This window comes from Actinokineospora sp. UTMC 2448, from assembly GCF_024760565.1.
Taxonomy (GTDB): Bacteria; Actinomycetota; Actinomycetes; order Mycobacteriales; family Pseudonocardiaceae; genus Actinokineospora; species Actinokineospora fastidiosa.
Genome location: NZ_CP031087.1, coordinates 6,373,082 through 6,389,578 on the forward strand (window position 1 = coordinate 6,373,082; position 16,497 = coordinate 6,389,578).

Here is a 16,497-nt window from a genome sequence, read left to right on the forward strand (position 1 = left end):
GATTCCACCACCGGGGCGGCCGCGCGGCCACCCACCGCTGTTGCCAGAACTACGACGACAACCGCCACAGCCGCGCCCACTGCTCGGCGCTCAGGTCGCGGGGCAGCGCGTCCCGCGGCGCCCACGCGGCGGCCTCCCGGTACCCCGCCTTGGCCAGGATCGCCCGCAGGCCGCGCCCCCGGCCGGTGAACACCCGCTTGACGAACCGCTGGTAGCCCGCCCGGTCGTCGACCAGCGGGTCCGGGCGGCGCGTCGCGGTGAGGATCGCGCCGTCGACCCCGGGCACCGGCCGGAAGGCGCGGGCCGGGACGCGGGCGCGGACCCGGAAGTCGAACCACGGCCACCAGCTGGCGGTGAGCAGCGTCGCCCCGCCGATCCCGGCCCGCCTGCGCGCCACCTCCCACTGGACGATCAGCACGGCGGCCTCCCACCCGGGCGCGGCCAGCAGGCGGCGCAGGGTGGCGGTGGTGATGTGGAACGGGATGTTGCCGACGACGGTGTGCGGGTGCCGGGGGAAGCGGAACCGCAGGTAGTCGCCGTGGATGACGGTGGCCCCGGTGCGCCGTCGCAGCTCGGCGGCGCACCGGGGGTCGAGCTCGACGGCGGTGACGGGCCGCCCGGTGCGCCCGAGCGGGACGGTCAGCGCGCCGTCGCCCGGCCCGAGCTCGACGATGGGCCCGTCGGTCTCCGCGACGCACCGCAACACGGCGTCGATGGTCGCGCGGTCGATGAGGAAGTTCTGGCCGAGTTCGTGGGGGCCGAACATGAGGAAGCTCCACTGTGGACATCAGGTGGAGCCGGGCAGCACTCGCAGGCCGCACCGGCACGGGCCGGAAAGCGGCGCACAGGCCTCGCCTGCGCCCGCTTAGGCGCGGCGGATGCGAATGAAGTACATACCCACGTTCCCGAGGCTATCGACGCCCACAACCGATTTATGGTGATCGTCATGCGGGCACCAGTGGAGGTCGCCACCCGCTGCGGTCCCCGGCTGGTCCGGCGCGTCCACGCCGCCCTGGCGGCCTCGCGCGCCGGGGAGAGCCGGTACCTGGAGCACGGCGTCGCCGTGTGTCGGGCTAGTCGTGGCCGGTTGTGCGGGCGATCGCCTCGGCGACTCCCTTCCCGTCCGGGAGGATCGCGGCGAGGTAGCCGTCGGGGCGGAGCACGGCCACGCCCTCCGGGCCCATGCCCAGGGTGGTCAGGGCGGAGGGGGCCGGTTCGACGTGGGGCCAGTCGTGCGGGGTCGTGGCTGCGGTGAGGAGGGTGAGGCGGGGGCCGAGCGCGGGGCGGAGCCTGCGGCCGTCGGACAGCGGGAGGTCGGGGCAGAGCACGCCCGGCACGGGTGGGCGGGGCGCGCCCGGCGCCGTGGGGAACCTCGCCAGCGCCTCGGCCGGGGCGGGGGTGGTCAGCGGGGAGTCGAGGTACCAGAACGGCTCGGCGAGGCGGCCGGAGTCGATCTGGGCGCGGGCTTGAGGGTCGTGGACGCTGCGGGTGAGGACGTCGACGCGGCGGGCGTGGTCCTCGGGGGTGGCGGGCACGAGGAAGCGCATGGTCTCCCCGGTCACCCGCAGGTTCTCCGCGGCGGCCGCCCCGCGTTCGGTGTCGTAGGTGGACAGCAGCGACGGGGCGCCCCAGCCGGTGCGGAGCGCGGCGAGCTTCCAGGCGGCGTTCTCCGCGTCGGCGATGCCGGAGTTCATGCCTCGGGCGCCGAACGGGCTCATGACGTGCGCGGCGTCGCCTGCCAGCAGGACGCGGCCCACGGTCATCCGGGGGACCCTGCGCTGGTGGAACCGGTAGACGGAGGCCCAGACGACCTCGTAGCCGACCTCGCCGACTACGTGGCGGACCCGCCGGTCGAGGCCGCCGCCCGCGCGTTCGGCGGCGAGGTCGAAGTCCTCCGGCACCTGCCAGTCGATGCGCCACACCGAGTCCGGCTGCGGGTGCAGGAGGACCTGCCTGCCGGGGTTCCACTCCGGATCGAAGTAGAAGCGGCGCTCGGGCGCGCGGTCGAGGTCGGCGCGGATGTCGGTGATCAGGAACTTGTCGTCGTAGGACGTGCCGTCGAACGGCAGGCCGAGCAGCCCGCGCACCGTCGAGTGGGCGCCGTCGGCGGCGATGCAGTGCGTGCCCCGCGCCGTCATCCCGTTCTCGGTCGTGGCGGTCACGCCCGCCTCGTCCTGGGTGAGCCCCGTGACGCGGCGCCCGACGCGCAGGTCGATCAGGGGCGAGGCCGCCACGAGGTCGGCGAGGATGCGCTCCACCACAGTCTGCGGCGTGTTGACGAACGCCGGGAACCGCCCCGGCGGGGTCTCCGGCAGGGCCAGGCGCACGACCTCGTGCTCGCGGTAGTGGATCCGCCCGGAGTACCAGGTGACCCCCGCCGCCACGACGGGCCACCCCGCGCCGACCCGGTCCAGGATGTCGAGGACGTCCCCCTGCACGCAGATCGAGCGGCTCCCCACCGCCGAGCGGGTCGCGGCCGCCTCCAGCAGCACCGACGGCACGCCGTGGCGGGCCAGGTGCAGCGCGGCGGTCATGCCGACCGGCCCGGCCCCGACCACGAGCACGGGCTCGGTCACGACCCGCCCCGCAGCTGCGCCCACACCTCGCGGTCGCGCTCGGGCGTCCACACCAGGGGCCACTGGACTCCGGACAGCTCGTCCCAGTAGCGCTGGACGTCGAAGGGCAGGCAGTGCTCGAAGATCGGCCACCGGCCGTACCTCGGCGCCAGGGCCGCGTGGGCCGCGCGGAACGCGTCGGCCACCGAGCCGCCCGCGCGGTGGGCCTCCCCGACCGTGCGGCGGAGTTCGTCGAGGAAGTGGCGGCTCTGCGCGATGGCATCGCCCACCGCGGCCGCGCCGGTCGCCACCGGGCCGCGGCCGCCGATCAGCGTGGTCGCGCCGAAGGAGGCCACCGTGTCCAAAGTGGTCGTCGCCCACTCGTCGTGGAAGGCGTCGCCGGTGTAGAGCGCGGCCGCCGACTCGACCAGGTCGCCCGCGAACAGGATGCCGCGCGACGGCAGCCAGGCCACGATGTCGCCCGCGGTGTGCCCGCGCCCGCAGTAGGCCAGCACCAGGTCGCCGCGGTCGCCGCCCAGCGGGATCACCATGCGGTCGGTGAACGTCAGTGTCGGCCTGGTCAGTCCCGGGATCGACGACGGCTCCTCGAACAGCCGCGGCATCCGGCCCAGCTCGCTGGCCCAGTCCGCCTCGCCGCGCTCCTCGATCAGCGCCCGCGTCGCGGTGTGGGTGACCACCTCGGCCGCGTCGAACGCGCTCGCGCCCAGCACGCGCACCGCGTGGTAGTGGGTCAACACGAGGTGGCGGACCGGCTTGTCCGTGCGCTCCCGCAGAGCCGCCAGCCACCGGCGGGCCGCGACCGGCGTCGCCCTGGCCTCGATGCAGACCAGGAAGTCCTCGCCCTCCACGGCCCCCACGTTCGGATCGCCCTCCGCGGTCAGCGCGTACACGCCGCCGCCGAGGTCGACGAAGGTCTCCTCCTTGCGGCCGAGGTCGCCGCTGGACGCGAAGTCGGTGCTCACCCCTCCAACCTGCCACCCCGGACGCCGGTTGTCGGCCCCCGGAAGGAGGTCCTCGGCACCAGGCGCCCGACGACCAGGCCGACGGCCACCAGGACCGCCGCCGCGGCGAAGCACCACCGGGTCGCCGCGGCCACGTCCGCTGCGGGGGCGGCGGCCAGGTCGCCGGTCCCCGCCGCGGCGGCGAACACCGCCCCCATGACCGACGCGCCCGTCATGAGCCCCAGGTTCCGGGACAGGGTGAGCGCCCCGGACACCACGCCGCGGCTGCCTGCCGGGACGTCCCGCATGACCGCGGTGTTGTTGGCCGCCTGGAAGGTCGCGTAGCCCGCGGTGATCACGACCAGCGGCCCGATGTACCCGGCGACCCCGGCCGACGCGGGCATCGCGGCCAGGACCGCGGCGCCCGCGATGATGCCGCCGAGGCCTGCGAGCACCATCGCAGGCGCGCCGACGCGGTCCGTGACGCGGCCCGCGGGGACCCCGGTGACGGCGGAGACGACCGGACCGGCCGACATCGCCAGGCCCACGAGGGCCGGGTCGAGGCCGAGCGCCAGCGTCAGGTGGAACGGCCCGACCACGAGGGTGGTCATCATGACGGCCGAGACCAGCGTGTTCGTCGTCAGGCCCGCGGCGAGGACGCGGTCGCGGAGCAGCGCGGGAGCGAGCAGCGGGTCGCGGGCCCGGCGCTCGACGGCGACGAACCCGGCGAGACCCGCGGCCGCGACGGCGAGCAGTCGCGGGTCCACCGTCACGGCGAGCGCGTAGGCGGCGAGGGTGGCGGCCAGCAGCGCCGTCCCCGCGCTGTCGAACCGCCCGCGCGCCGGGGTCGGCGCGGCGGCGGGCAGCGCCCGGATGAGCACCAGCGCGAGCAGGCCCAGCGGCGCGACGACGAGGAAGATCGCGCGCCACCCGGCGAGCTCGATCAGGACCCCGCCGAGCGAGGGCCCCAGCGCCGTGCCGACGGCCGACATGGTCCCCAGCAGCCCCATCGCGCTGCCGGTCCGGTCCGGCGGCACCGTCTCGCCGACGAACGCGATGGCCAGCGCGATCATCGCGGCGGCCCCGACGCCCTGCAGCGCCCGGGCCGCGATCAGCAGGGGCAGGTCCGGGGCCAGTCCGCACAGCAGCGTCGCGCCCGTGAACAGCGCCGTGCCGCCGGTCAGCAGCCGCCGCCGTCCGGCGAGGTCGCCGAGCCTGCCGATGCCGACGGTCAGGGCCGTCGTGGCCAGGAGGAAGGCGACCACGACCCACTGGACCGCGGTGAAGCCCGCGCCGAAGGCCGAGGCGATCGTCGGCAGGCCGACGGTGGCGACGCTGATGCTCAGCGAGGGCAGCAGCGTCACCAGCGACAGCGCGGTCAGCGCCCAGGCCGGGGATCTGCGGGTGGGTGTCGTGGTCACGTCCGGTGCCTCCTGGCGAGGAAAGGGGTTCGACCGGACCGTAAGTCGGCGTCAGAGCGGGCGGAAGACGCAAAGATGGCAACGGACCTGTGCATGCGACGCCAGGTCATGGGATTGTCTGCCCATGGCCCAGCCCGACCTGAACCTGCTGATCACCCTGGACGTGCTGCTGGAGGAGGGCAGCGTCACCCGCGCGGGCCAGCGGCTCGCGCTCAGCCCGTCGGCGATGAGCCGCGCCCTCGCCCGGTTGCGCCGCGCCACCGGCGACCCGCTGCTGGTCCGCGCGGGCCGCGGCCTGGTGCCCACCCCGCGGGCCCTGGAACTACGGGACCGCGTGCGCGGCGTCGTCCAGGAGGCTCGAGAGGTGCTGCGGCCCGCGGCCCGGCCCGATCTGGCCACTGTGGACCGCGCCTTCGCCCTGCGCGCATCCGACGGCTTCGTGGAGCAGTTCGGCCCCGCGCTGGTGGCCGCCGTCGGCGCGCAGGCGCCGGGCGTGCGCCTGTGGTTCCTGCGCAAGGCCGACAAGGACACCGCGCCGCTGCGCGAGGGCTCGGTCGACCTGGAGACCGGCGTCATCGAGGACGCGCCGCCCCCGGACGTCCTCAACGCTCCCCTGTTCACCGACCGCTTCATCGCGGTGGTGCGCCCCGAGCACCCGCTGGCCGAGGGTCCGCTGACGACCGCCCGCTACGCCGCCGCCCGGCACGTGCACGTCTCCCGCCGCGGCCTCGTCGACGGCCTGGTGGACGAGGCCCTGCGCCCGACCGGCCACCACCGGCACGTCGTCGCCGCGGTGGACGGCTTCGGCGTGGCGCTGGCCCTGGTGCGGGCGGCCGACCTGGTCGCCACGGTCCCCGCGCGCCACACCGCAGCCATGCGCCAGGGGATGGCCGCTTTGGAACTGCCGTTCCGCGCCCCGGAGGTGACCGTGTCCCTGCTCTGGCACGCCCGCCTCGACACCGACCCGGTCCACCGCTGGCTGCGCGCCCGCGTCATCGACGTCTGCCGGGCGGGGTAGGTCAGCGCCGCGCGGGCTTGCCGTTCACCTCGACGACGGGCAGCCGCAGGGCCGCGGGCGCGGAGGCCGGGACGGCGGGCGCGACCGGGGCGACCGGGCTGATCCGCCGGTAACCCTCGCCCTGCGCGGGCCGGGTGTCCGGCTCGCCCTTGTTCGGCCAGAACGAGAACGCGCGCTCGGCCTGGGCGGTGATCGTCAGCGACGGGTTCACGCCGAGGTTCGCGGTGACCGCGGCCCCGTCGACCACCGAGATGCCCGGGTAGCCGTACACGCGGTGGTAGGGGTCGATGACGCCGTCGGCCTCGGAGGCGCCGATCGGGCACCCGCCCAGGAAGTGGGCGGTCATCGGGATGTTGAACACCTCGCCCCAGGTGCCGCCCGCGGTCCCGCCGATGTGCTTGGCGGTCAGCTCGTTGGCCGTCTGGCCCGCCGGGATGTACGACGGGTTCGGCACGCCGTGCCCCTGCCGGGAGGTGTACTTCCGCCGCCCGAACAGCCCCCGCTTCAGATAGGTGGTGATGGAGTTGTCCAGGCACTGCATCACCAGCAGGATCACCGTGCGCTCGCTCCACCGGTAGCCCTGCAGCAACGACAGCGTCTTCAGCGGGTGGCGGATCATGAACCACAGCGCCTGCAGGATGCGCGGCACCTTCGAGCCGCCGTCGGTGGCGATCGTCTGCAGCAGGCTCATCGCGTTGCTGCCCTTGCCGTAGCGCACCGGCTCGATGTGGGTGTTCTCGTCGGGGTGGATCGAGGAGGTGATCGCCACGCCGGTCGAGTAGTTGTTCTCCGGGTCGACCCTGGTGCGCGCGGCTCCGATGATCGACTCGGAGTTCGTGCGGGTCAGCTCGCCCAGGCGCGGGGACAGCGCGGGCAGCGCGCCGTTGTCCTTCATCCGGTGCAGCAGGTTCTGCGTGCCCCAGGTCCCCGCCGCCAGCACGACCTGCGTCGCGGTGATCCGCCGCCGCTGCCGCTTGCGGCCCGTGCGGTGGGCGAGGATCTCGTAGCCGCCCTCGACCGGCCGGACGTCGGTCACGGTGGTCAGCGGGATGACCTCGGCGCCCTTCTTCTCCGCCAGGTACAGGTAGTTCTTGACCAGCGTGTTCTTCGCGCCCACCCGGCAGCCGGTCATGCACGACCCGCACTCGGTGCAGCCGGTCCGGGCGGGCCCCTCGCCGCCGAAGTACGGGTCGGCCACGGGCTGGCCGGGCTTGTCGAACAGCACCCCGACCGGCGTCGGGTGGTAGCTCTCGGAGATCCCCATGTCCGCCGCGACCTTCAGCATGACCTCGTCGGACGGCGTCGTCGTCGGGTTGGTGACCACGCCCAGCATCCGCGACGCCTGGTCGTAGTGCGGGGCCAGCTCGGCTTCCCAGTCGGTGATGTGCGACCACTGCTTGTCGGCGTAGAAGCCCTTCAGCGGTCGGTACAGCGTGTTGGCGTACACCAGCGACCCGCCGCCAACGCCCGCGCCCGCGAGCACGACGACGTCCTTGAGCATGTGGATGCGCTGGATGCCGAAGCAGCCCAGCGCGGGCGCCCACAGGTACTTCCGCAGCTCCCACGACGTCTTGGCGAACTCGTCGTCGGCGAAGCGCCTGCCCGCCTCGACGACCGCGACCCGGTAGCCCTTCTCGGTCAGCCGGAGCGCGGCCACGCTGCCGCCGAAGCCCGAGCCGACCACCACGACGTCGTAGTCCGCCTTGTTACCGACGAGTTCGGTTGCCATGCGCCTGAGGTTAAGCGCAGCGCCCGCCCGGAGCTAGGGCCATCGGCGCAAAATCCCGAACTTTGAGTAACAGGTTCTACGCGCGGACCGTGAGGCCGACCTTCTGGAACTCCTTGACGTCGCTGTAGCCCGTCTTCGCCATCGCCCGACGCAGCGCGCCGAAGAGGTTCACCAGGCCGTCGGGGTCGGTCGACGGGCCGAACAGGAGCGTGCGCAGGTCCACCTCGACGTCGTCGGCCACCGGCAGCACCCGGCTGCGCGGCAGCGACGGGTGCGCGGCCGAGGTCGTCCAGTACAGGCCCTGACCGGGCGCTTCCCCGGCGACGGCCAGCGGGGCGCCGAGCATGACCGCGTCGGCGCCGCAGGCGATCGACTTGGCGATGTCGCCGCTGGTGTGCACCCCGCCGTCGGCGATCACGTGCACGTACCGCCCGCCGGTCTCGTCGAGGTAGTCGCGGCGGGCCGCGGCCGCGTCGACGATCGCGGTGGCCATCGGGACCCCGATGCCCAGCGACGAGTCGGTGGTGGTCACGCCAGCGCAGTGGCCGTAGCCGACGATCACGCCCGCCGCGCCCGTGCGCATAAGGTGCATCGCAGTGCGGTAGTCGTGCACGCCGCCCGCGATCACCGGGATGTCCAGGTCGGCGATGAATTGCTTGAGGTTCAGCGGCTCGGCGTCGGCCTCGCGGGCCACGTGCTCGGCGGAGATGATCGTGCCCTGCACGACCAGCACCTCCACGCCCGCGGCCAGCAGGTCCGGGGTCAGCTCGGCGGCGTGCTGCGGGCTGACCCGCACCGCGACCGTGACCCCGGACTCGCGCACCTGCTTGATCGCCTCGGTCAGCAGGTCGATCCTGACCGGCTCGGCGTGCGCCTCCTGCAGGAGCCGGACCAGCTCCATCGGCTCGGCGCCGTCCTCGGCGGCCGTGGCCAGCCGGAACAGCACCTCGTCCGGGTCGGCGTGGCGCGCCCACAGGCCCTCGGCGTTGAGCACGCCCAGCCCGCCCAGCTCCCCGACGGCCACCGCGGTCCTCGGCGAGACGATCGCGTCGCTGGGGTGGGTGATCAGCGGGATGTCGAACCGGTAGGCGTCGATCTGCCACGCCGTGGAGACGTCCTTCGACGAGCGCGTCCGCCGGGACGGGACGATCTCGATGTCGTCCAGGCCGAAGGCGCGGCGGGCCGTGCGGCCCATGCCGATGTCGACGAGATCCCGCACTGGTAGTTGTTCCTCTCGGGAAAGAGCTCAGCGAGTCGTGTAGTTCGGCGCTTCGACCGTCATCGTGATGTCGTGCGGGTGGCTCTCCTTGAGCCCCGCCGACGTGATGCGGATCAGCTGCGCCTGCTGGAGCTCGGCGATGGTCCGCGAGCCGGTGAAGCCCATGCCCGCGCGCAGGCCGCCGACCAGCTGGAAGACCACCTGGGACAGCGGGCCGCGGTAGGGCACCCTGCCCTCGATGCCCTCGGGGACCAGCTTGTCGTCGGCGAGCACGTCGTCCTGGGCGTAGCGGTCGCGCGCGTAGGACTTGGCCTCGCCGCGCGAGCGCATCGCGCCCAGCGAGCCCATGCCCCGGTAGCCCTTGAACTGCTTGCCGTTGACCAGCACGACGTCGCCGGGCGCCTCCTCGGTGCCCGCGAGCAGGCTGCCGAGCATGACCGTGCTGGCGCCCGCGGCGATGGCCTTGGCGATGTCGCCGGAGTACTGGATGCCGCCGTCGCCGATCACCGGCACGTTGGCGGCCAGGCACGCCTGCGCGGCCTCGTAGATGGCGGTGATCTGCGGCACGCCCACGCCCGCGACCACGCGGGTGGTGCAGATCGAGCCCGGCCCGACGCCGACCTTCACGCCGTCGGCGCCCGCGTCGACCATGGCCTGCGCGCCCGCCCGGGTGCCCACGTTGCCGCCGACGACGTCGACGGCGTCGCCGACCTCGCGCTTGAGCTTGGCGACGATGTCGAGCACGTCGCGCGCGTGGCCGTGGGCGGTGTCCACCACCACGACGTCCACCCCGGCGTCGACCAGCGTCATCGCGCGCTGCCAGCCCTGGTCGCCGACGCCGATGCCCGCGCCGCAGATCAGCCTGCCGTCGGGGTCCTTGGTCGCGTTGGGGAACTGCTCGGTCTTGACGAAGTCCTTGACCGTGATCAGCCCGCGCAGCCGCCCGTCGCCGTCGACGATGGGCAGCTTCTCCACCTTGTGCCTGCGCAGCAGCCCCAGCGCGGCCTCCGCCGACACGCCCACCTGGGCGGTGATCAGCGGGCCCTTGGTCATCACCTCGCGCACCGGCCGGTCGTGGTCGACCTCGAAGCGCATGTCGCGGTTGGTGATGATGCCGACGAGCTTGCCGTCGCCGTCGGTGACCGGCAGGCCGGAGATGCGGTAGCGCGCGCACATCCGGTCGACCTCGGCGAGGGTGTTGTCCGGCGAGCAGGTGACCGGGTCGGTCACCATGCCCGCCTCGGAGCGCTTGACCGTCTCGGCCTGCCGCGCCTGCTCCTCGATCGAGAGGTTGCGCTGGAGGATGCCGATGCCGCCCTGGCGGGCCATGGCGATGGCCATGCGCGCCTCGGTGACGGTGTCCATGGCCGCCGACGCGAGCGGGATGCGCAGGGTCACGTTGCGCGAGAACCGGGTCGAGGTGTCGACGGTGCTCGGGATCACATCCGACTGGGCCGGTTGGAGCAGCACGTCGTCGAAGGTGAGGCCGAGTTGGGCGAACTTGTGCGGGACACCGTCGGCGGTGAGCTCGCTGGTCATGGGGGCTGGGCGACCTTCCTGCGGGGGTGTGGCGGCGGGACCCGAGGTCACGCGGGTGGCACGGTTGCCCCATCGTATCTGGGACCGGGCAGGGGCAGCCGGTAGCGTGCGTGGTCGTGGCCCATGACGCAGTTCCCCCGAACCCGTTCGACGACGGCCCGTGGGACCGCCCAGCCGGGCGGGGCCACGGCGGCGCGCTCCCGCCCGACCCGTTCGCGGGCGATCCGGACGACCCCGCCCGCGCCCTCGACGAGCCCGAGGTCGCCGACGACGAGCCGATGAGCGCCGCCGAGCGGGCCGAGTTGCTGGGCGACCTGTCGGACCTGGCGGTCTACCAGGCGCTGCTGGAGCCGCGCGGCGTGCGCGGCATCGTCGTGGACTGCGGCGACTGCCAGGAGCCGCACTACCACGACTGGGCGCTGCTCGCGGCGAGCCTGGAGCAGCTGCTGCACGACGGCCGGATGCGCCCGCACGAGCCCGCGTACGACCCGGACCCGGCGTCCTACGTGAGCTGGGAGTACTGCCGCGGGTACGCCGACGGGGTCACCGCCAGCGAAAACGCGCGCTAGGCGCTAGGGAGTCGTCGCGTCGCCGGTGGCGGGAGCGGACCCGGTGCCCGCCGTTCCCGTCCCGGCCGTTCCCGTGCCCGGGTCGACCTTCGGCTCGCCGGTGGTGACCGACGTCGTGGAGCTCGGGGTCTCCGTGGTCGTGGGCGGCGGGCTGCTCGGCGAGGTCGTGGTCGGCTGCGTCGTCGGCTCGGTGGTGGTGGGCGCCGTGGGGTCCGACGTCTGCGACGGCGTCGTGGACGGCGCGGCCGTGGTCGGGTTGGCCGACGGCGGCGGCAGCACGCCGTCGGCGGGGGCGCCGGGCAGCTGCGACTCCAGGTCGGCGTGGCGGGCGGCGAGTTCGTCGCGGCCCTCCTCGACGGCGACCGAGGAGAGGTTCGCCCCGGCCTCCATCAGCTTGGTCCGCGCCTCGGTGAGGTCGCCCTTGGCCAGGGCGGTCTGCGCGCCCGTCAGGTCCTCGCGCACCTCGGCGGCGGCCTCGACGGAGCGGGCGTGCTCGGAGTAGAGGACCTGGGTCAGGCCCCAGAGGGTGTCGCCGGGCTGGGCGTTGCGGGCGGCGAGTCCCGCGCCGGTGATGGCGATGGCGAACACGGCGGCGGCGGCCGCGACCGGCACGAGCAGCCTGGGTCTGCGCTGCTTGCGGTCCCGGGCTGCGACGACGGTGTCGACGGCCAGCCTCGGATCGACCAGCTCGCCGATGGGCTCGGAGTCCACCTCGTCGCGCCAGGAGGTCAGCAGCACGGCCAGCTCGGCGTCGGCGAGGTCGTCGGTGTCGACCGGCGCGCCCTCGCCGCGCAGCGACGCGCCGAGCGCGTCGAGGAAGGCGTCGTCGGCGTGCACCCTGGCGAAGTCGATCAATTCGCCGTCCGCGTCGAGATCGTCGAGGACGTGCAGGTCGTCAAAGGGATCACGGCCGTCGTCCCACCCTCTGTCGGCCACCGTCAGACCACCTCCTCCGCGGACAACGTCTTGCGCAACCTTGCCAGGGCCCGGTGCTGGGCGACCCGGACGGCTCCGGGCGTCGAGCCCACCGCCTCGGCGGTCTCCTCCGCGGAGAGCCCCACGACCACGCGTAGCACAACGATCTCACGCTGCTTCTCCGGCAAGATCTGCAGGAGGTCTTCCATGCGCTTGCTGAGCTCGACCTGCATGGCGATCTGCTCGGGCCCGGCGTCGGTCTCGGCCTCGTCGGGCACCTCGGTGACCGGCTCGGACCGGTTGCGCTTCGCGGCCCGGTGGGCGTCGGCGACCTTGTGCGCCGCGATCCCGTAGACGAAGGCGAGAAACGGGCGTCCCTGGTCGCGGTACCCCGGCAATGCCGTCAACACCGCGAGACACACCTCCTGGGCCACGTCGTCCGCCGAGGCGAACGAGCGTTCCTGCCTGCCCACCCGGGCTCGGCAATAGCGCACGACCAGGGGGCGGACCGAGGCGAGCACGTGCTCGACCGCGCGAGGTTCGCCCTCGACGGCGGCACCTACCCAGGTGTCCAGTCCGTCCCCCGTTGTGGTCATCGCAGAATGCAGCCCTGGCGTTACGAAGGTGGCCAACTCGAAGACACCGCACGTGCGTGTCGCTCGACTGTCGCCGCCCACCGTACCGGTCTTTCCAGAGATGCCGGAGTGAAGATGTCGGAGCGGGCGGGGCGACACGCTCGGTGTGGCGTGACTAGCGACACACATTAGCGCTCCGCTTGCCGTCCGCAAGTTTCGGGTTGGCAAAACTGCCGGTGACAAGACGACGAGCCGTGGGAGCCCGCTCCCACCCGGGCACCCACGGCTCGCCGCCGACGCGGGTCGGCCTAGGAGACCAGGCCGCGCCGGAAGCCGTGGGCGACCGCCTGGGCGCGGTCGCGCACGCCCAGCTTGCGGAACAGCCTGCGCGCGTGCGTCTTCACCGTGTCCTCGGACAGGTACAGCTCGCGGCCGATCTGCCCGTTGCTCTTGCCCTGGCTCATGCCGCGCAGCACCTGCAGCTCCCGGTCGGTGAGCTGGACCCCGGGGTCGCTGGGCTGGCGCGGCGCGGGCACCGAGGTGCTGGCCAGCGTGTGCGCGAGCGCGGCGACGAGTTCGGGCCTGCTCGCGTCCCAGCGCAGATAACCGCGGGCGCCGCCCGCGATCGCGGCCGCGATGCTGCCCGCGTCGTCCGGCGCGCCGAACACGATGACGTTGGCCTGCGGATTGGCCGAGACGAGCCGCCTCGTCGCCTCCACCCCGGTCGGCACGGCGCGCTGGGTCCCAACCAGTACGACGTCCACCGGCTGACGGGAGAAACGGGCGAGCAACTCGTCACCGTGCGCTACGCAGTCGATGCGACTGACCCCTGGTACCGCGGACATGACGCGGGTCAAGCCCTCCCGGACGCTGCGTCGGTCGTCGCAGATCAAGACCGTCGTCACGGGGACTCCTTCCTGCAGCCGAGTGACGTTCCAATTCCCCTATCGGACGCTGCGCGCCGAACCTTGACCCGATCCGGTGGTAAATCTGTCAACAAAGATGCCGATCGGCGTCCGCCCCCGCGTCACCTGTTCGGAGCAGACGCGAACAGCCAGGTAGGAACCCAGGGAGACGCCTCGGCGTGACAGCGGGCGATCGGGTCGGAGTGTCGTAGCACACAGCGCAACGCATCGACAGCTTGTTCCTTACGTTCGGTATGCCCGAGTTGGTCAAGGACGAGGGCGGCGGGCCAGACGAGCGGGCGGAGGCCGCGGTCGGCCGCGATGCGCAAGTTGCCGACAAGCAGTTCCTCCGCTTCGTCCCGTTCGCCGGTCGCCGCCAGCGCGGCGCCCAGCACGATCGCGCTCTTGACTCGATGCCGGATCGAGCCGAACTCGATTCCGAGCGCGGCCCGGGCGGGCGCGATGGCGGCGGGGGCGTTCCCGGCGGCCAGCTCGATCTCCGCCCGCAGCCACGAGCGCCGCACGCGGCAGCGCGGGCTCACGTCCCCGGTGTCCAGCGCGACCAGCCTCCGCGCCTCCCCGACCCGCCCGAGCCCGACGGCGTCGGCCGCCAGCCCGAGCAGCACGTCCGACCGGGCGTCGGCGGCCAGCCCGAGCTGGACATCTGACCGGCCACCGGCGGCCAGCCCGAGCGGGACGTCCCGCCACACATCCGCAGCCGGGTCCAGCGGGACGTCCCGCTGGCCGTCGGCAGCCAGGCCGAGCGGTTCCTTCCGCCGAGCGTCGGCGGCCAACCCGAGCCGCACGTCCACCGGGGCGTCCGCGGCTAGGTCGAGGGGCACCTCCCGCCGACCGTCAGCGGCCAGGCCGAGCTGCACGTCCGCCGGGGCATCCGCAGCCAGGTCGAGCGGCACCTCCGCGCGGGCATCCGCGGCCAGGGCGAGCCGCGCTTCCGCCCGGGCAGCCGCGGCCAGCCCGGGCGCCCCGTCCGGTCCGGCGTCGGCGGCGCGCGCCGCGGTCAGGCGGTGCAGTCCGCGGGCGTCCCATGATCGGGCGGCCGCGTGTCCGCCGACCTGGCGCAGGTGCGACGCGCGGGTGGCGGCCGCCAAGGCGGCGAGGACCGGGTCGGGCGAGCGCGCGAGCGGGCCCAGGTGCGTCGCGGCGGCGGCGTAGTGCCCGCGCGCGCCCAGCGCGACCGCCGCGAGCCAGGCCGCCACCGACCCCTCCCGCACAGCAGGAACGGGCGAATCGGGCGCGTCCCCGAAGGCCGCCGACCACAGGTCTTCACCGCTGGCGGAAGAAACATCCCTCATCTGGAGGAGTTTGACCCCACCGACCGACGACCGCTGTCGGGTGGCCCGGCTTTTCCGCGGCCACCACGGCCGGTCCGCGGGCCCGCGCTCCGCTATATCCGCGGGCACACGTCCGCTCACCCGCTGGTCCCGGGCACACTGGGCGCGATGTCGCCCGACGGAGGGAAGCGGTCATGCGGAAGGTCAAGCTGCAGCTCCAGGTCACCGTGGACGGCTTCATGGGCGGGCCGGGCGGCGAGCTGGACTGGCTGACGATGCCGTGGTCGGACGACCTCACCGCCTTCACCGACACCATCTGGAAGCCGGTGGGCACCATCGTCCTGGGCCGCAGGCTCGCCGAGGGGTTCATCCCGGCGTGGGCGTCCGGCCCCGAGGGCGAGACCCAGGAGTCGATCGACCAGATGAACACCACGCCCAAGGTCGTCGTGTCCCGCTCGCTCACCGAGTCGCCGTGGGACAACGCCGTGGTCGCTGGCGGCGACCTGAGCGAGACGATCGCCGGGCTCAGGCGGGAGCCGGGCGGGGACATCATCACCTGCGGCGGCAGCACGCTGGTGCGGGACATGATCGCCCGGGACCTGATCGACGAGCTGTACCTGTTCGTCAACCCGGTCGCGATCGGCGCAGGGCTGCCGGTGTTCCCCGAGGGCGCGCGGCGCCTCCGGCTCGTGGCCGCGCGGCCCTTCGAGTGCGGGATCACCGTCCTGCACTACGAGCCGAAGCGGTCCTGACCCTCACCGGCGACGAAGGACTCGATGCGGTCGACCGCGCACGCCAGGTCGTCCAGGCGTTCGACGCGCGCGGGCAGGTCGAGCCCGTGCCAGCCGGGCCCGCAGGCGAAGAGGCGCACGCGCTGGCGCGTCCTGGGCAGGTGGACCAGGGTCGTCACGTCCGCGTGCGCGCGGACCTGCGCGTAGAGCGCGACGGCCGCGGGCGCGGTGCGGCGGACGGCGGCGATCAGGGCGGGCAGCGGCACCGCTGACCCGAGCATCCGGGTGCCCAGGCCGCGCCGGGCCAGGGCGGCGCGGAGCACGTAGAGCGGCAGGCTGTGCAGTTCGTCCGGCGTGCAGCCGAGCAGCACCGGACGCGGGTTGCGCGGGGCCGTGACCAGCGGCGTCGCCCGGATCATGGCGGCCATCGCGCACTCGGTGACCAGGTGCTCCACCTCGACGCAGTCCCCCGCGTACAGGGAGCGGCCCCCGACGGCGGCCAGCACGGGCCGGATGACGTCGTCCCAGACCGCGGCGACCCCGTCGGCGTCGATCGCGTCGACCAGCATCCGCTGGACGGACACCTCGTCCATGGCCATCGCCGCCCGGCCGAGGCCCCGCGCGGGGCCGGGGGCGCCGGGCATCAGCAGCTGGCGCCCGCCGCCGTGGCCCGCGCGCGCCGGGGGGATCGGCGGGGCGACCGGCTGGGGCGCGGTGGCGGCGCGCAGGGCGTACTCGGCCGCCTCGGCGGGCGACGCGCCCTGCAGCAGCGCGCGCTGCATGAGTTCGAGGCGGTGGACGTCGGCGGGCGCGTAGCGGCGGTGCCGTCCGGTGGTGTGGTCGGTGGGCCCGACGCCGTAGCGGCGGTCCCAGGTGCGCAGCGTGGCGGGCGCGATACCGAGCCTGCGGGCGACTGCGGCAACGGTGAGCCGGGGCTCGGAGTCGCAGGCCGCCTCGGGTCTGGTCACCACGCCAACATCGTCGGGTGACACGCGCCGGGCGGCAACCCGGGCTTCTGATGACGCTGCGTCGTCTGGGTGATGCCGATCGGCTGAATCGGCGAACGA

The 16,497-nt window shown here is 74.0% G+C and carries 15 protein-coding genes; 3 read left to right on the top strand and 12 right to left on the bottom strand.

All coding sequences use genetic code 11. From position 1 onward, the window contains the following. Positions 1–49: 49 nt before the first annotated feature. The 4 genes from erm to Actkin_RS29295 all read right to left on the bottom strand — a co-directional run bounded on the left by erm (position 50) and on the right by Actkin_RS29295 (position 4,938). Positions 50–766: a 23S ribosomal RNA methyltransferase Erm gene (erm, locus tag Actkin_RS29280; protein ID WP_189209569.1), complete on the bottom strand. Its 717-nt coding sequence runs from the start codon at positions 764–766 to the stop codon at positions 50–52. Between the two features lie 307 nt (positions 767–1,073). After that, entirely contained in the window at positions 1,074–2,576 is a 1,503-nt protein-coding gene (locus Actkin_RS29285; protein ID WP_258905031.1) for an FAD-dependent monooxygenase, read from the bottom strand. After that, a complete protein-coding gene (locus Actkin_RS29290; RefSeq protein ID WP_189209567.1) occupies positions 2,573–3,538 on the bottom strand; it encodes an MBL fold metallo-hydrolase in 966 nt (321 codons plus the stop codon). Before Actkin_RS29290 ends, Actkin_RS29285 begins: the two co-directional genes overlap by 4 nt. Continuing rightward, positions 3,535–4,938 carry an MFS transporter gene (locus Actkin_RS29295; protein WP_258905032.1) on the bottom strand — a complete coding sequence of 468 codons (1,404 nt, stop codon included), beginning with the start codon at positions 4,936–4,938 and terminating at the stop codon, positions 3,535–3,537. The genes Actkin_RS29290 and Actkin_RS29295 overlap by 4 nt, the downstream gene beginning before the upstream one ends. A gap of 124 nt (positions 4,939–5,062) precedes the next feature. Here Actkin_RS29295 and Actkin_RS29300 point away from each other — a divergent pair, with 124 nt between their 5' ends. Continuing rightward, positions 5,063–5,956: a LysR family transcriptional regulator gene (locus tag Actkin_RS29300; protein ID WP_258905033.1), complete on the top strand. Its 894-nt coding sequence runs from the start codon at positions 5,063–5,065 to the stop codon at positions 5,954–5,956. Between the two features lies 1 nt (position 5,957). On the opposite strand, the gene Actkin_RS29305 is transcribed toward Actkin_RS29300, so the two are convergent. The 3 genes from Actkin_RS29305 to guaB all read right to left on the bottom strand — a co-directional run bounded on the left by Actkin_RS29305 (position 5,958) and on the right by guaB (position 10,443). After that, positions 5,958–7,685: a GMC family oxidoreductase gene (locus Actkin_RS29305; protein ID WP_258905034.1), complete on the bottom strand. Its 1,728-nt coding sequence runs from the start codon at positions 7,683–7,685 to the stop codon at positions 5,958–5,960. 76 nt (positions 7,686–7,761) lie between these two features. Further along, positions 7,762–8,904: a GuaB3 family IMP dehydrogenase-related protein gene (locus Actkin_RS29310; protein WP_189209564.1), complete on the bottom strand. Its 1,143-nt coding sequence runs from the start codon at positions 8,902–8,904 to the stop codon at positions 7,762–7,764. Positions 8,905–8,931: 27 nt separating this feature from the next. Continuing rightward, positions 8,932–10,443 (bottom strand): IMP dehydrogenase, encoded by a 1,512-nt coding sequence (gene guaB, locus Actkin_RS29315; protein ID WP_258905035.1) that lies wholly within the window; start codon positions 10,441–10,443, stop codon positions 8,932–8,934. Positions 10,444–10,553: 110 nt separating this feature from the next. On the opposite strand from guaB, the gene Actkin_RS29320 reads away from it, so the two are divergent. Then, positions 10,554–11,012, top strand: coding sequence for a DUF5319 domain-containing protein (locus Actkin_RS29320; RefSeq protein WP_189209562.1), 459 nt, complete (start codon positions 10,554–10,556; stop codon positions 11,010–11,012). Between the two features lie 3 nt (positions 11,013–11,015). On the opposite strand, the gene Actkin_RS29325 is transcribed toward Actkin_RS29320, so the two are convergent. The 4 genes from Actkin_RS29325 to Actkin_RS29340 form a co-directional block, all read right to left on the bottom strand. Then, positions 11,016–11,948, bottom strand: coding sequence for an anti-sigma-D factor RsdA (locus Actkin_RS29325; RefSeq protein WP_189209561.1), 933 nt, complete (start codon positions 11,946–11,948; stop codon positions 11,016–11,018). Positions 11,949–11,950: 2 nt separating this feature from the next. Beyond that, positions 11,951–12,523 carry a sigma-70 family RNA polymerase sigma factor gene (locus tag Actkin_RS29330; protein ID WP_258905036.1) on the bottom strand — a complete coding sequence of 191 codons (573 nt, stop codon included), beginning with the start codon at positions 12,521–12,523 and terminating at the stop codon, positions 11,951–11,953. 287 nt (positions 12,524–12,810) lie between these two features. After that, the gene (locus Actkin_RS29335) at positions 12,811–13,407 is read right to left on the bottom strand and encodes a response regulator transcription factor (protein WP_018682728.1); all 597 of its coding nucleotides are present in this window, start codon (positions 13,405–13,407) and stop codon (positions 12,811–12,813) included. A gap of 122 nt (positions 13,408–13,529) precedes the next feature. Beyond that, on the bottom strand, positions 13,530–14,624 hold the full coding sequence (locus tag Actkin_RS29340) for a hypothetical protein (protein WP_258905037.1): 1,095 nt from the start codon (positions 14,622–14,624) through the stop codon (positions 13,530–13,532). 269 nt (positions 14,625–14,893) lie between these two features. On the opposite strand from Actkin_RS29340, the gene Actkin_RS29345 reads away from it, so the two are divergent. Further along, on the top strand, positions 14,894–15,451 hold the full coding sequence (locus Actkin_RS29345) for a dihydrofolate reductase family protein (RefSeq protein WP_258905038.1): 558 nt from the start codon (positions 14,894–14,896) through the stop codon (positions 15,449–15,451). On the opposite strand, the gene Actkin_RS29350 is transcribed toward Actkin_RS29345, so the two are convergent. Continuing rightward, positions 15,430–16,398 carry a MerR family transcriptional regulator gene (locus Actkin_RS29350; protein ID WP_258905039.1) on the bottom strand — a complete coding sequence of 323 codons (969 nt, stop codon included), beginning with the start codon at positions 16,396–16,398 and terminating at the stop codon, positions 15,430–15,432. The genes Actkin_RS29345 and Actkin_RS29350 overlap by 22 nt on opposite strands. Positions 16,399–16,497: the final 99 nt, after the last annotated feature.